Raw genomic sequence first — 13,798 nt, forward strand, 5'->3', positions numbered from 1 at the left:
GGTCAGCTCCTCGGTCGGGCGAAGTCGTGGGTGATACCGGGCTGGTCGGCAGCTCGGGCCTTGAGGGCGGGCTTCGAGACACGCTCGGACGGGGTCCGGGGGAAGTCCGCGACGAACTCGACGTACCGCGGCACCTTGAAGCGAGCGAGCTGCTCGCCCGCTCCATCGAGAATCTGGTGCGCGGTGGCGCGGTCGGCAGCGACGCTTTCCCTGAGTTGGACGAACGCCTTGACCTCCTCGCCGAGCACCTCATCCGGCACGGCGACGACGGCAGCCGCGACGATCCGGTCGTCACGCTCGAGGACCGCCTCGACCTCGGCACAGGCGACGTTCTCACCGCCGCGCCGGACCATGTCCTTGATCCGGCCGACGAGCTGGAGGCCCCCGTCGGGACGTCGGACCACCAGGTCGCCCGTGTGCAGCCACCCGTCCCGCAGCACGTCGGCGGTGGCGTCGGGGCGGTTCCAGTAGCCGCCCATCATCGGCACGCCCGCCATGACCAGCTCACCCGGCTCGCCGTCGGCGACCTCGACAGCGGGGTCGGCGGGATCCACGACCCGGACCTGCTTGGTCGGCACCGGGCGGCCCAGGCTCCCGCTGCCCACGGCCGCGGTGTCGTCGAACGGGCAGAGCAGGTCGACGCCCGACTCGGTCATCCCGTAGATCTCGCGCCATGGTGCCCCCCACCGCTCTTCCAGCGCGGCGTGCAGGGCCACCGGGATGCCCGAGCAGAACACCAGGCGGAGGTCGTTGTCACGGTCGTCGGGAGACGGCGGCTGCTTGAACAGCAAGGTCGGCATCGAGCCGAGGACGTAGAAGAAGGTCGCCCGGTGACGGCGTACGTCCGCCATGAACGTCGACGCCGAGAACCGCGGCAGCACGACCAGGGGCGCGCCGACGGTCAGCGCGAGCGCGGCGTTCCACTGCGGGTCCATGTAGGAGAAGGGCTGCGACGTCAGCAGCACGTCGTCGCTGCCGAGGCCCGTGGCCGCGGCGCAGACCCAGCCGAGCCGCACCCAGTAGTCGTGGGAGAGCTGGCACGCCTTGGGGAATCCGGTCGTGCCGGAGGTGTACTGGAGGTTGGCCAGGGTCCCGGCGTCGACCCGCAGCTCGGGCGCCGTGTCCGGGAAGTGCTCGGACCCGTCGTCGGCGACGTCGACCACTCGGACGCCGGACAGCCCGTCCTCGCTGTCGATCACGTCGTGGACCAGACCGGACCGATCGGCATCGGTGAAGACGATCCGCGCTCCCGAGTCACGGAGGACGAACGTGAGGTCCGACCGCTGGTAGCTGCAGTTGACCGGTACGACGACCGCGCCCGCCTTGAGCGCTGCCAGCCACACGACGGGCCAGTGCACGACGTTCGGCAGCATCAAGGCGACCCGGTCGCCGGGCTCGATGCCGTCCACCTCGATCATCCGGTGGGCCAGTCGGGAGGTCCAGGCGTCGATCTCGGCGAAGGTCCAGGTCCACTCCCCGAAACGCAGGAACTCTCGCTCACCGGCATCCTGCGCCCGGCGGGCGAGCAGACCGATCAGCGTTGGCACGACGGGCTCGTGGCCCATCCGCTCGGCCGCGACGGCGGGCTGGTGGCTCAGGTCCGTGGTCACGACTCACTCCTCCGCTCGAGCAGCCGGGTCGCCTCGCGGACGACCCAGGTCAGTGTCGGGTCGGCGCTCTTCATCCACTCCGGGTGCCACTGGACGCCGAGGACGGGGTGGCCGGGCACCTCGATCGCCTCTACGACGCCGTCCGCGGTGCGGCCGGTGACGACGACGCCGACGCCGCAGCGGTCGACGGCCTGGTGGTGCCAGGAGTTGGTGACGACATCGCCGTCGAAGAGGCCGGCGGCGATGGATCCCGGCTCGAAGGAGACCAGATGGTCGACGGTCCCGTCGGTGGGCGCGCACTCCTCGGACAGGTGGCTCACCGGTCCTGCGGGCAGGTCCGGGACGAGGGTGCCGCCGAGCGCGACGTTGAGCACCTGCAACCCACGGCACACACCGAGGACCGGAATCCCGCGGTCGAGGGCCGCGCGGACGACGGCCACCTCGTAGTCGTCGCGCTCGCGGTCGTGGACCATCGGGTCGGTGCGCGGGTCGATGCCGCGGACCACCGACGGGTCTCCGCCCCAGCAGGCGGGATGCATGTCCTGGCCGCCGGTGATGACGACTCCTGCCAGCCAGTCACACACGGCGTCGGGGTCGGTGTCGTAGGACAGGTGCACCGGGAGCCCACCGGCCTCAGCGACGCGGGTCGCGAAGTCCGACATCGCGGTGTCGACGCACCGGTCGCCGTACCTCTCGTCCGAACCCTCGATGAGGGAGAGCCGGAAACGTCGTCCGGTGATGCCGACGAGCGGCCTCCGCGCGGCCTCGCTCCGCGCGCTCACGGGAACTCGAAGTAGCGCTGGGACTCCCACGCGGAGAGCTCGGCGAACGGGTCGCCGCCCTTGGTGTGGAACTCCATCCATTCCCAACGGCGCGATGCGACCCAGAAGTCGACGAACGCGTCGCCGAGGTAGGCCCGCAGCAGCGGGTCGGCGGCGAGCGCAGCACCGGCCTTCGACATGGTGTCGGGGATGCGTTCGACTCCGATGTCGTCGGGCAGGCACCAGGCCATGTCCGTGACCTCGGCGGGCGGCTCGATCTGCCGCTCGATGCCGGCGAGCACCCCCGCCAGCACGCCCGCGAGGGCGAGGTAGGGATTCACGTCGGCGCCGGGCAGCCGGTACTCGAGGCGGCTGTACTTCGGGTGGCCGGTGATCGCGCGGACTGCCGCGGTCTTGTTGTTGACGCCCCAGCTGATGGTCGTCGGGGGCCCGGTCAGGTCGACCAGCCGGCGGTAGGACGTGATCTGGGGCAGCGCGATCGCGGTGTTGCCCGCCATCGTGGCGAGCAGGCCGCCGACCGCGTGCCGCATCAGGTCGGACGGGCCGTCCTCGTCGAAGAACCGGTTCACCCCGTCGCTCTGCAGCGAGATGTTGATGTGAGCGCCCTGGCCGAAGCCGGCCGTGGGCTTGGCCATGAACGACACGGTGTGGCCGAGCTCGAAGGCGACCTCGCGCATGACCTGTCGGGTCCGGGCCCAGCCGTCGGCGAGCCGCACGGGGTCGGTCGGCGCGAGGTTGAGCTCGGTCTGCCCGGGAGCGGCCTCGTCGGTCCAGGCCTCCCAGGTGATGCCGACCCGGTCGAGCCGTTCGACGACCGCCTCCATGTAGGCGATCCAGTCGCTGGAGCGGGCCAGGTGGTACGTCGACCCGGTGCTGCCGCCGAGGGGTGTGAGGTCGCGGTACCCGCGTGCCCGGGCCTCGTGCACGGACTCCTCGAACAGCGTGGCCTCGATCTCGACGGCCACGGTGGCGTCGTACCCGAGGTCGGCGAGGCGGGCCACGAGCTTCCTGACGAGGTTGCGCGGACAGATCGGGACAGGAGTCCCGTCCTTGAGCCAGTAGTCACCGATCACCGCGTCCAGGCCGGGCTTCCACTCCACGAGCGTCGCCAGGTCCGGGATCATCTGGATGTCGTAGAGGTTGCCGCGCCACTCTGGAAAGGCGTCACCGAGCACGATCTCGTTGTTGAGGTCGATCGCGAACAGGATGTCGGCGAACGCGAAGCCGGCCTCCTTGCCGGCCTCGAACTTCGCCGGGGACACGTTCTTGCCGAGGAAGCTGCCCTCGTGGTTCGTCGCCTCGAGGCGGACGGCCCGCCGGGCGATGGTGGTCTCAGACATCGAAGCGGACCTTCCAGGAGGCAGCGGTCATGACCGACAGCTGCGAGAGGGTGCCCTGCACCTGCAGGCCGGCACTCAGGGAGACGAGGAAGTCGTCGGCGCCGCTGAAGACGCCGGCGAGGAGGTCGGCGGGACCGGTGATGCCGTACGACGTGGCGCCCTCGCCGAACCGGGCCCGCTCAACCCCATCCGGGACGACGGCGTGCACGTCGAGGACATCCGGGATGCCGGGAATCTGACGCGTCGCCTCCCAGAACCGGGCGGCGGCATCGCGCCAGTGCGGCACCGGCGGCGTCAGCGACCGAAGCACATCTGCGGCCAGGACCCCGTCTCCCCGTGGCTCCTGGGTCGCCGCGAAGCGGGCGTTGAGGTCGACCACGACCGTGGCGTCGGGCTCGGCCGGCGCGCCGGCGACCACCTCGACGGTGCCGCCGAGGAAGGTAATGGTCGCCGTCTGCGGGGTGTCGTGGGAACGGACCGCCACCGTGCCGCTGGCCCGGTCCAGCACCTCCACTGCGTTGCCGGCGATCGCCGCGTCGCGCAGGGTGCGACCCACCAGCCGGACCATCGGGGTCGCGTCGTCCTCGATCGCGATGTGCGGGACGGCCTGCCGCATCGGTGCGGTGATCGTCGTGGTTGCAGCCATCTCTCGGCCCTTTCTCGACTGGTTGTTAGTCATTTGACTATAACGTGTGACCATGATGGTGCGTGCTTCAGGTCACGTTGTCAACCACCGAGCCGGACGAGATCGCGACCAGCTCCCGAATTCGCGAGAGCCCCTTGACGACAGGTGACCCTTGCCACACACTTGGCCAAAAGACTCAATCAAATGACTAACTCACGGAGGCGCTGAGATGAACCACCACCACACGACGGAGACGGCCGACATCGTCGTCATCGGCGCCGGCCTGTCCGGCATCGGTGCGGCGACGTACCTGACCGCCGACTTCCCCGACAAGAAGGTCCTCCTGCTCGAGGGCCGCGACGCAATCGGTGGAACCTGGGACCTCTTCCGCTACCCGGGGATTCGGTCCGACGACGCCGTGCACCACTACGGCTACGCGTTCAAGCCGTGGATGCACGACGACGCGATCGCCGAGGGCGCGCTGATCCGGAGCTACATGGCCGAGACCGTCACTGAGTTCGGGCTCGACAAGATCCTGCGCCTTCGCCACCGCGTCACCGCGGCCGACTGGTCCAGCGACGAAGCGCAGTGGACGCTCGAGGTCACCGCGACCGACGAGGCGGGCACCGAGACGAGGAAGACCATCAAGGCCGGCTTCGTCTTCAGCGGCACCGGCTACTACCGCTACGACCAGGGCTTCGAGCCCCACTTCGAAGGTCGCGAGGACTTCCGCGGCGACATCCTCCACCCACAGCACTGGCCCGAGGACTACGACCACAGCGGCAAGCGCGTGGTCATCATCGGCAGCGGTGCCACCGCCGTGACGATGCTCCCCGCGATGCTGAAGGGCGAGAGCGCGGCCGCCCACGTCACCATGCTCCAGCGCACCCCGAGCTACGTCGCCTCGATCCCCCGGGTGGACAAGATCGCTCTCCTCCTCATGAAGATCTTCGGCGCGCGACGCGGCTACGCACTGACCCGGATCAAGAACATTCGGCGCGACCACTTCCTCGTGACCGTGATGTCCCGCTTCCCCAACTTCGGACGCAAGCTCCTGCGCGGCATGACGGCCAAGGAACTGCCGCCGGGCTTCGACGTCGACACCCATTTCGCGCCGCCCTACAACCCCTGGGACCAGCGCCTGTGCGCCACCCCGGACGGCGACTTCTTCGAGGTGATCCGCGAGGGCAAGGCCGCAGTGGTGACGGACCAGATCGAGCGGTTCACCCCCGAGGGCATCCTGCTGAAGTCGGGCCAGACGCTCGAGGCCGACGTCATCGTCACCGCGACCGGGCTCGTCATGCAGATGCTTGGCGGCATCAAGCCGACAGTCGACGGCACCCCCGTCGACGTCGCCGACACCGTGCTCTACCACGGCGCTCTCATGTCCGGCGTGCCCAACTGGGCGATGATGCTCGGCTTCACCAAGGCGACCTGGACGCTGCGCATCCGCAACGTGACCCGGCTCGTCGCCGACGTGATCCGCGAGATGGACCGCAAGGGCTACGACACCGCGCTGCCCGTCGCACCGGAGGGCATGGCCACCCAGAGCCTCTTCGACCTCTCGGCCGGTTACATGCAGCGTGCTCAGGCGGAGCTGCCGCGCCAGGGCGCGGGCAAGCCGTGGCGGATGCACACGACCTTCGTGAGGGACAACCGTCTCTTCAAGGGACGGCTGATCCACCGCGATCTCCAGTTCTCGAAGCGAGCCGTCGAGGCGCCGCACCTGGTCAGCGTCGAGGCCGCGTCATGAGCACGCAGCACTTCACCCTGGGCCAGCGTCTCCAGCGGCTTCTCCTCGTCGCGCTCAGCCGCTTGCCGGCCCCGCTCCAGCGGGTGCTGGCGCGTCCGCCGGTCAACAGCGCCGGTGACCGGATGGCCCCCGACGTGGCACTCCTGATGAAGCTCAGCGAATCCGGCGCGGACTTCAGCGACCTGTCCGCCGCTGAGGCGCGGCAGGTCACCGAGCGGGACCTCGCGCTGTTCGGCGACCGCATCGCACCATGTGCCGTCGAGGAGGAGGTCGAGATCCGCGACGGGCTGTCGGCCACCCGCTACCGGTCCGGGCAATCGGCCCGCGACCTGATCCTGTTCTTCCACGGCGGCGGCTTCGCCCTCGGCAGCCGGGCGAGCTACACAGCTCCGGCCCGCATGCTCGCTCACGGGACCGGGGCCGACGTCCTCTCCGTGGAGTATCGCCTCGCACCGGAGCACCCCTTCCCTGCGGCACACGATGACGCGCTTGCAGCCTGGCACCACGTCGCCACTCACGCCGCGGACTGGGGCATCGACCCGCGTCGGGTTGTCGTGGCCGGCGAGAGCGCCGGCGGCAACATCGCCGCGGTCCTCTGCCAGCAGGTGCGCGGCGAGGACGTCCAGCCCCTCCTCCAGGTACTGATCCAGCCGGTGACCGACGTCTCGGTCCATCGCTCCTCCCAGGACGAGTTCGCCGACTCCCCCGCGCTGACCGCTAAGCAGGTCGCGTGGTTCATGGGGCACTACCTGCCCGGGGGGACGGACGTCGCTGATCCGCGCGTCTCCCCGCTCCGCGCAGCGAGCCTCGAGGGCCTCCCGCGGGCCATCGTCACCCTCGGCGGGTTCGACCCGCTGCACGACGACGGCCACGCCTACGCCACAGCACTGCTGGAGAGCGGCGTGCCGACGGAGGTGATCCGCGAAGCCGGCAACGTGCACGGCTACCTCTCCTTCACGGCCCTCAGCCCGAGCAGCAAGGCCGCGACTGAGCGACTCGTCGCGGCGGTCCGCACAACCCTGGACGAACGGTCAGGACGGACCGCCGACCTCACGAACGGACGGTGACCGGACATGGCGACGAAGACAGCCCCTGCGGTACGCGAGGAACGCTGCGAGGTCGTTGTGATCGGTGCCGGCATCGCCGGCCTGATGGCGGCCACCACGCTCACCGACCGCGACGTCGTCGTGCTCGAGGCCTCGGACCGGGCAGGCGGACGTGTGGACTCGGTGCGGCGCGGTGACTACTGGATCAACGTCGGGACCCAGTTCACCGAGGGCACCGGGCCCCTGATCGACGCACTGAAGCGCCACGACATCCGGATGGGAACGCTCGAGGGCAAGTCAGTGGCTCTCTCGCTCGGCGGGAAGCAGGTCGACACCTCGAATCCCTTCAGCCTCATGTTCCGATCGCGGATGAGTCTCGGGGACCGGCTGGGCCTTGCGGCCGTGGGCACCCGGATCCTCGCGAACGTCCCGTTCCTGGAGATGTCCCCCGACAACCGCTGGGCCCAGCGGGTCCGTGCGAAGCTCGACGCCCGACGCGCCGACTTCGTGCTGCGCGGCGTCAGGTCCGAGCTGGCGCGAGAGATGGTCCGCTCGTGGTCGGGGCAGTGGATGGGCTGCGAGCCCGAGGAGACCGCGGCCACCCAGTTCGTCTTCTCGATGGGCATCTTGCTGACCGATCCGGAGAAGGTCCCGAACCTCTCCCTGCCCGAGGGGGGCAACCAGACCCTCACCGACATCCTGGCGCAGGACCTCGGCGAGCGGGTCCGACTGGACTCCCCCGTGCGATCGGTCGCCTGGACCGACGACGAGGTCGTCGTCGACTACGACGACCCGAGTGGCCCGGTGCGCCTCAGAGCCGCGCGAGCGATCGTCGCCGTACCCGCCGACATCGCCGTGCGCATCATGCCTGGGCTGCCGCCTGACTACCGCAAGGCGTTCAACGACATCCACTACGGGCGGTACGTCGTCGTCGGCTTCTTCACCGACGAAGAAGGCCCGCAGGAGTGGGACGACTTCCTCGCGGTCTCGACGCCAGGCAAGTCCTTCCAAGCGGTGTTCAACCATGCGGCCGCCCTGCGCCGCGGTGGCCCCCGGAAGCCGGGCGGAGCGCTCGCGTGCTTCGCCGGCGGTGCCGAGGCCGACCGGCTGTTCGAGCTCACCGACGACGAGATCGTCGCCCGCTTCACTGCCGACCTGCTCGCCCTCTATCCGCAGCTGGAGGGGAAGCTCGGCGACGGCATCCTCCGCCGACACCCACGCGTGGTGCCGTTCTGGGCGCCGGACGGACGGGCCTCGCTGCCGACGTTGCGGCAGAACCTCGGCCCGGTCCACCTCGCCGGCGACTACCAGCTCGAGATGCCCTCGCTCGCCGATGCGGCGAACTCCGGCCAGCAGGCTGGGGCGAAGGTTCTCGCGAGCCTCACCGAGGCGGCCCTCGCCAGAGACACAAGTTGAGCGCGCTGAACCTGGACTCCCTCCTGGAGGAATCGGCTCGCCGGTACCCCGACCGCGAGGCCGTCGTCTCCGGGCCGACGCGCCTGACCTACCGCCAGGTGGACGCCGCTGCGAACCAGGTCGCGAACCTCCTGACCGAGCGCGGGATCACACCCGGCGACAAGGTCGCCCTCATGGGGGTACGACCACCGCACCGGCCTTGAGGATGCCGTAGGACGCACAGGTAGGTGTCCGGCTCGTCGCAGGTCCCGGCTCGAACCGGGGGAGCATCGCCTCGACGTCGATCCCCGACGCTGAGACCTTCGGACTGGCCGTGGCTAGTACACGATCGGGAAGGCCGGCACGTTCGGGCGGGCAAGGACCTGTTCGGCTGCGACGACGCCAGCGCGTTGTCCCGCATGTTTCGGTGGCGCAGCTCTGCGCCCTTCGGTTGGCCGGTGGTCCCCGACGTGTAAAGGATGACGGCGGTGTCGTCCTCGTCGGTCGCGACGGACGCAAAGGTGTGCGGCTGCGGCGTACCGACGATGTACTGGGGTCTGCTGGGTGCGCTCGACGAACGCACCGATGTGGACACCATCGCCAAGAGCCTCCGCTTGGCGATCTCCGGCAGATCTGCCTTCCCCGTCGCGATCCACCGGCAGGTCGCCACACAGCTGGGCGTCACGATCGCCGAGGGCTACGGACTGTCCGAGACCTCCCCTGTGACGTCGTTCGCGCCCCGCGACGAACCGCCGCGCCTGGGCTCAATCGGCACACCGATCCCCGGCGTCGAGATGAAGCTGATCGAACCGGACTCCTGGAACCCGATCGAGTGGACCCCCGACGCAGTCGGCGAGATCGCGGTCAGGGGGCACAACGTCATGAAGGGGTACTTCCGACGTCCCGACGCGACCGCCGCCGTCATCGACGGCGACGGCTGGTTCCGCACCGGAGACCTCGCACGGCGCGACCAAGACGGCTATTACTACATCGTCGACCGGTCCAAGGACCTCATCATCCGGGTGGGTTCAACATCTACCCCCGCGAGATCGAGGAAGTACTGGTGCTGCACCCGGAGGTCAGCCTGGCCGCGGTCGTCGGTGTGCCCCACGAGAGCCACGGTGAGGAGGTCAAGGCGTTCGTGATCCTCCAGCCCGGTTCGGCGCTGACCGCAGACGAGCTCGTGGTCTGGGCCAAGCAGGAGATGGCGTCGTACAAGTACCCGCGCATCATCGAGTTCGTGAGCGGGCTCCCGATGACGGCGACGGGGAAGATCCTCAAGCGCGAGCTGACCTGAGCACCAGCACGCGTCGCGCCGCGGGTGCGCACGCACGAAGGGCCCGGACAGAATCTGTCCGGGCCCTTCGATTTTGTAGCGGGGGCAGGATTTGAACCTGCGACCTCTGGGTTATGAGCCCAGCGAGCTACCGAGCTGCTCCACCCCGCGTCGGTGAACCCAACGTTACTGGATGGAGCGAAAGCCGACCAAATCGGTAACCGCGAAGCCCGTCCCTACTGACCGGCGGTCTCGTCCGCGGGCTTGTCCCCTGGCTTCTCGGCTGCCGCGTCGCGCTCGGCGGACAACTCGACAGCGCGGCGCAGCTGCCGCTCCGCTGCGTCGATCCACTTGCCCCACTCGGCGGTGTCGCCCTCGGACTGAGCAGCGTCGGCCTTGTCGAAGGCGTTGCTGGCCGCGAGCAGAGCGTTCTCGATCTTCTCCTCGATCGTCAGCTTCGGGCCACCGTCGCCGTTGCCGTCGCCGTTGCCATCCCCGTTCCCGTTGCCATCCCCGTTGCCGTTGCCGTCGCCGTTGGGCTCCTCAGGGAGCTTGACCCCGAGAGCATCGGCGAGGGCGTCGGGGATGTCGCGTCCGATGCCGACGTCAGAGCCGTAGCGGACGATGATGAACTGCAGGATCGGGAAGCTGGACTCCGCATTGGTGCGCACGGCGTAGACCGGCTGCACGGAGATCAGGCCGTCATCGGTCGGGATCGTCAGCAGGTTGCCGTAGACCGGTGGCGTGTTGGCGACGACGTAGTCGCGGAGCTTGTCGCGCACACCCGAGTCCTGCTGCATCTCGTTGGCCGCGATGCCAGGACCGGCGGCGTCCTCGTCGGTCATCTCGAGCAGCTCGATCTGGCCGAACTCCGGCGACTCCGCGTCGGAGTTGACCGACACGAAGGACGCCAGGTTGCCGCGACCTCGCGGCACGAAGACCGAGGTGAGCGCCCAGTCCAGACCGCCGGCGTCGTTGCGCACGAAGAGGCGGTACGGCGGCTGCTGGCTTTTGTCCACCTGCGGGTCGACCGGGACCTCCCACCGGTCGTTGCCCTGGTAGAAGTCGCTCGCGTCGGTGACGTGGTAGCGGGCCAACTGGTAGCGCTGCACCTTGAACAGGTCCTCGGGGTAGCGCAGGTGCTCCATCAGCGCCTCCGGGATCGCCGACTTCGGCTGCACCGAGCCGGGGAAGGCGCTCATCCACGTCTGGAGGATCGGGTCCTCCTCGTCCCAGGCGTAGAGCGTCACCGTGCCGTCGTAGGCATCGACCGTCGCCTTGACCGCGGAGCGCATGTAGTTGATCTCGTCGGTCGGGATCGTCTGCAGGCCCGCGCTGTTGTCCTGGAGCGAGTCGTCGATCATCGACTCGAAGGACTCGCGCTGCGCGTTGGGGTAACGGTCGGTCGTCGTGTAGCCGTCGAGGATCCACTGGACGCGGCCGTCGATCACGGCCGGGTAGGGGTCGCCGTCGACGGTCAGCCAGGGCGCGACCTTCTCGACGCGCGTCTGCGGCTCACGGTTGTAGAGCACGCGCGAGTTCTCGTTGACCCGGCCCGACAGCAAGAAGTTGGCCTCGCCGAACTTCACCGCGTACATCAGCTGCCGGAAGGTGCTGCCGATCGGCACGCCACCCTTGCCGTCGTAGGTCGACGCGGTGTCGTCGACCTCCTGGGACACGTCCTCGGCCGGCTCCTCGGTGGGCTCTTCCGTGGCGCCATCGGTAGCGGTAGCGGTGTCGGTCGGCTCGTCGCTCGGCTCGTCCGTGGCCCCGTCGCTCGATCCATCCGTGGCCTCATCGGTCGGCTCATCGGTCGGCTCGTCAGTCGGGCTGTCGGTCGGCTCATCAGTGGGCGTGGCGCTGACGTCGATGTCGTCGAGACCCAGCTCGACGGGATCGGAGTCGTCGGACTCCTTGCCGACCACCGAGTAGTCGGGGCTCTGCTCGCCGTAGTAGATCCGGTCCTCGAAGTCAGGGAGGTCGGAGAAGACGTTCTCGGAGCCCTGCGTGATGCCCTCGGCCCAGACCATCCGCCCGTTGGGGTCGTTGATGTTCTCCGAGACGCGGTTGGCGTAGGCGGCGATCACGCCCTCGCCGTGGGTGTAGACCGTGTGCAGGTTGGACCAGTTCTTGTCGGCGTCGTTGATGCCGTTCTGGTCGAGCTCCCGCACACCCAGCACAAGGGGCGTCTCGGCCCCGTGGAGCGAGTAGCGGTCCACGTCGAGAACCGGCGCCACCGAGTAGTAGAGACGCGGCTGCTGACGCTGCTCGAAGGTCTGGAAGACCTGCTTGGGGTCGACCACCGGCATGGTCGCGAGCTGCGTCTGGAGCGACACGGCGTCGGGCTTGTCGCCCTGCGGCACACCGTCGGTCTCCGTCGGCTCGACGTCGCTGATGCCGTAGGCCGCGCGCGTCGCGTCGATGTTGTTCTGGATGTAGGTCTCTTCCTTGTCCGCCTCAGTGGGGTTGACCTGGAAGTTCTGGACGATCGCCGGCCAGATCATCCCGAGCAGGATGGAGGAGAGCACGAGCAGCGCGAGGCCCACCGAGGGCAGCTGCCAGGTGCGGCGCCAGATGTTGGCGAAGAAGAGGATCGCGCAGATCACCGCGACGCCGATGAGGATGTTGCGCGCTGGCAGCAACGCGTTCTCGCCGGTGTAGTTCATGCCGGTGAACAGGCTGTTGTCGTTGGTCACCAGGTCGAAGCGGTCGAGGTAGTAGTCGACGCCCTTGGCGAGCACGAAGATGCCGAGCAGCACCGACAACTGCGCCTGGGCAGCCCCCGACAGACGGTCGTGCTGGACCTGGAGGCGGATGCCGCCGTACAGGTAGTGGACGACCGCGGTCGCGAGCACGGCGACGATCGTCGCCGCCATCACGAAGTCGACCAGGAAGTGCCACCACGGCAGGTCGAAGACGTAGAAGCTGATGTCCTTGTGGAAGTAGGCGTCCTCGGTCTTGAACGGCTGCCCGTGGCGCCACAACAGGTAGGTGCGCCAGTGCCCGAGGCCCGAGGTGCCGGCAAAGATGCCGACCACGATCGCGACGCCGGCGAGCAGCCAGCCGCGGATCGGGGTGACCGCGTCGCGGTAGCGATCGACGCTGCCGTCACCACCGGGGAGCCGGAACAGCGGCCGGAAGCGGTAGGCGAGGTACATGTTGACGGCGACCGTCGCGCCCATCAGCAGGCCGAAGACGAGGAACAGCCCGACCCGGGTCCACAGCATCGTGCTGAAGACCTGGCTGTAGCCGACCTCGTCGTACCAGAGCCGGTCGGTGTAGATCGAGGAGAACGTCGTGAGCGCGAAGAACAGCACGATCAGCACGACGCCGGTGATCACCAGCGCGCGCGCTCGGCTCCCGGGTCGGCGGGTCTCGACATCACCGGGCTCGTCGTCGAACAAGTCGCTCACGTTGTCTCCTCGTCCTCCAGTGTGGCCCGCAACAGCGCGAGCAGGCTGGGCACCAGGTCGGCCCCACCCATCACCGACAGGTCATCGTCTTCGGCACGCAGCCGCAAGGCACAGTACGACGCCCCGTGGCGGGTCACGCCCGCTACGATCCGAACCTCTTGCTTGTCCGGGTGCTCGCTCGCATATTCGGCAGCGGCGGTCGGGTCGTCCGGGACGTGCCCGTCAGCGGCGGGCGGCAGCACCAGGCGCTCGACCACGGCGGCACAGCCAGCGACCCCGTCGGGCCAGCTGATCGTGCCGAGGAACTCCTCGAGCTCCTGGCCGGCGGCCAGCTCCTCCTGCTCGATCGGCGTCAGCGAACCGGCCTCGCGGGAGTCGTCGAGGCCGAGCATCGCGGCCAGCGCGGGCTCGCGCAGGACGAGGTCAGCGGTGTCGACGAGGGCGTAGAGCCGGGCCGGCTGGTCCCAGCCGGCGCTCGCATGGTGCTGCTCGATCTCCAGCACGGCCGTAGCGAGTGCGGGATCGATCTCGAGCTCGAAGTCCAATGCCAGTCCTCGG

The 13,798-nt window shown here is 69.0% G+C and carries 12 protein-coding genes, 1 tRNA gene and 1 pseudogene; 6 read left to right on the forward strand and 8 right to left on the reverse strand.

Going from position 1 to position 13,798, the window contains the following annotated elements:
• Positions 1-2 precede the first annotated feature (2 nt).
• From F0U44_RS01260 to F0U44_RS01275, 4 genes are read right to left on the reverse strand one after another with little or no spacing between them, the layout of a single operon-like run.
• A complete protein-coding gene (locus F0U44_RS01260) occupies positions 3-1,610 on the reverse strand; it encodes an AMP-binding protein (protein WP_223163543.1) in 1,608 nt (535 codons plus the stop codon).
• A complete protein-coding gene (locus tag F0U44_RS01265) occupies positions 1,607-2,392 on the reverse strand; it encodes a gamma-glutamyl-gamma-aminobutyrate hydrolase family protein (protein WP_223163544.1) in 786 nt (261 codons plus the stop codon). Before F0U44_RS01265 ends, F0U44_RS01260 begins: the two co-directional genes overlap by 4 nt.
• Complete coding sequence (locus F0U44_RS01270; protein WP_149726456.1) at positions 2,389-3,732, reverse strand: glutamine synthetase family protein; 1,344 nt, start codon at positions 3,730-3,732, stop codon at positions 2,389-2,391. Before F0U44_RS01270 ends, F0U44_RS01265 begins: the two co-directional genes overlap by 4 nt.
• Positions 3,725-4,378, reverse strand: coding sequence for a hypothetical protein (locus tag F0U44_RS01275; protein WP_149726457.1), 654 nt, complete (start codon positions 4,376-4,378; stop codon positions 3,725-3,727). Before F0U44_RS01275 ends, F0U44_RS01270 begins: the two co-directional genes overlap by 8 nt.
• Positions 4,379-4,586: 208 nt before the next feature.
• Here F0U44_RS01275 and F0U44_RS01280 point away from each other — a divergent pair, with 208 nt between their 5' ends.
• Genes F0U44_RS01280 through F0U44_RS01295 form a run of 4 tightly spaced genes read left to right on the forward strand, consistent with a single transcriptional unit; the run spans position 4,587 to position 8,775 of the window.
• Entirely contained in the window at positions 4,587-6,110 is a 1,524-nt protein-coding gene (locus tag F0U44_RS01280; protein WP_149726458.1) for a flavin-containing monooxygenase, read from the forward strand.
• Positions 6,107-7,177 carry an alpha/beta hydrolase gene (locus F0U44_RS01285; protein ID WP_149726459.1) on the forward strand — a complete coding sequence of 357 codons (1,071 nt, stop codon included), beginning with the start codon at positions 6,107-6,109 and terminating at the stop codon, positions 7,175-7,177. The genes F0U44_RS01280 and F0U44_RS01285 overlap by 4 nt, the downstream gene beginning before the upstream one ends.
• A 6-nt stretch (positions 7,178-7,183) precedes the next feature.
• Positions 7,184-8,572, forward strand: coding sequence for a flavin monoamine oxidase family protein (locus F0U44_RS01290; RefSeq protein ID WP_149726460.1), 1,389 nt, complete (start codon positions 7,184-7,186; stop codon positions 8,570-8,572).
• Positions 8,569-8,775 (forward strand): AMP-binding protein, encoded by a 207-nt coding sequence (locus F0U44_RS01295; protein WP_149726461.1) that lies wholly within the window; start codon positions 8,569-8,571, stop codon positions 8,773-8,775. The genes F0U44_RS01290 and F0U44_RS01295 overlap by 4 nt, the downstream gene beginning before the upstream one ends.
• A 233-nt stretch (positions 8,776-9,008) precedes the next feature.
• Here F0U44_RS01295 and F0U44_RS23845 read toward each other — a convergent pair.
• Positions 9,009-9,149: pseudogene (locus F0U44_RS23845) on the reverse strand (hypothetical protein); the annotation flags it as partial.
• Here F0U44_RS23845 and F0U44_RS01305 point away from each other — a divergent pair.
• Together F0U44_RS01305 and F0U44_RS23460 are read left to right on the forward strand one after the other, a co-directional pair.
• Positions 9,097-9,696: an AMP-binding protein gene (locus F0U44_RS01305; RefSeq protein ID WP_246160221.1), complete on the forward strand. Its 600-nt coding sequence runs from the start codon at positions 9,097-9,099 to the stop codon at positions 9,694-9,696. The pseudogene F0U44_RS23845 and the gene F0U44_RS01305 overlap by 53 nt on opposite strands.
• The gene (locus tag F0U44_RS23460; RefSeq protein ID WP_246160223.1) at positions 9,654-9,848 is read left to right on the forward strand and encodes an AMP-binding enzyme; all 195 of its coding nucleotides are present in this window, start codon (positions 9,654-9,656) and stop codon (positions 9,846-9,848) included. The genes F0U44_RS01305 and F0U44_RS23460 overlap by 43 nt, the downstream gene beginning before the upstream one ends.
• A 76-nt stretch (positions 9,849-9,924) precedes the next feature.
• Here the strand turns inward: F0U44_RS23460 and F0U44_RS01310 are convergent.
• From F0U44_RS01310 to F0U44_RS01320, 3 genes are all read right to left on the reverse strand, one after another.
• Positions 9,925-9,998 (reverse strand) — tRNA-Met (locus F0U44_RS01310).
• A 65-nt stretch (positions 9,999-10,063) separates the two neighbouring features.
• Positions 10,064-13,240, reverse strand: coding sequence for a UPF0182 family protein (locus tag F0U44_RS23255; protein ID WP_223163545.1), 3,177 nt, complete (start codon positions 13,238-13,240; stop codon positions 10,064-10,066).
• On the reverse strand, positions 13,237-13,785 hold the full coding sequence (locus tag F0U44_RS01320) for a PPA1309 family protein (protein ID WP_149726462.1): 549 nt from the start codon (positions 13,783-13,785) through the stop codon (positions 13,237-13,239). The genes F0U44_RS23255 and F0U44_RS01320 overlap by 4 nt, the downstream gene beginning before the upstream one ends.
• Positions 13,786-13,798 lie beyond the last annotated feature (13 nt).

The organism is Nocardioides humilatus, from assembly GCF_008373755.1.
Lineage (GTDB): Bacteria > Actinomycetota > Actinomycetes > Propionibacteriales > Nocardioidaceae > Nocardioides > Nocardioides humilatus.